Here is a 637-nt window from a genome sequence, read left to right on the forward strand (position 1 = left end):
GACATCAGCGCTATCTCTGCTCTCACTGCCGTAAAACATGGCAGCTTCAGTTCACTTACACCGCCTCTCAGCCCGGTACACACCAGAAAATTATTGATATGGCCATGAATGGCGTCGGATGTCGCGCCAGTGCACGCATTATGGGCGTTGGCCTCAACACGATTTTACGACACTTAAAAAACTCAGGCCGCAGTCGGTAAACTCACGCATACAACCGGGCAATGACGTCATTGTTTGCGCTGAAATGGATGAACACTGGGGCTACGTCGGCGCTAAATCACGCCAGCGCTGGCTGTTTTACGCGTATGGCAGGATACGGAGGACGGTTGTGGCGCACGTCTTCGGTGAACGCACTCTGGCCACACTAGAGCGTCTTCTGAGCCTGCTGTCGGCCTTTGAGGTCGTGGTATGGATGACGGATGGCTGGCCGCTGTATGAATCCCGCCTGAAGGGAAAGCTGCACGTAATCAGCAAGCGATATACGCAGCGCATTGAGCGACATAACCTGAATCTGAGGCAGCATCTGGCAAGGCTGGGCAGGAAGTCACTGTCGTTCTCAAAATCGGTGGAGCTGCATGACAAGGTCATCGGGCATTATCTGAACATAAAACATTGTCAGTAAGTTGGAGTCATTACC

The 637-nt window shown here is 52.7% G+C and carries 1 pseudogene; it reads left to right on the forward strand.

Annotated elements, in window-relative coordinates:
- Positions 1 to 622, forward strand: a pseudogene (locus tag KHQ23_RS25065) (IS1 family transposase); the annotation flags it as partial.
- Positions 623 to 637: the final 15 nt, after the last annotated feature.

The organism is Klebsiella sp. 64, assembly GCF_018223915.1.
GTDB lineage: Bacteria > Pseudomonadota > Gammaproteobacteria > Enterobacterales > Enterobacteriaceae > Klebsiella > Klebsiella pneumoniae.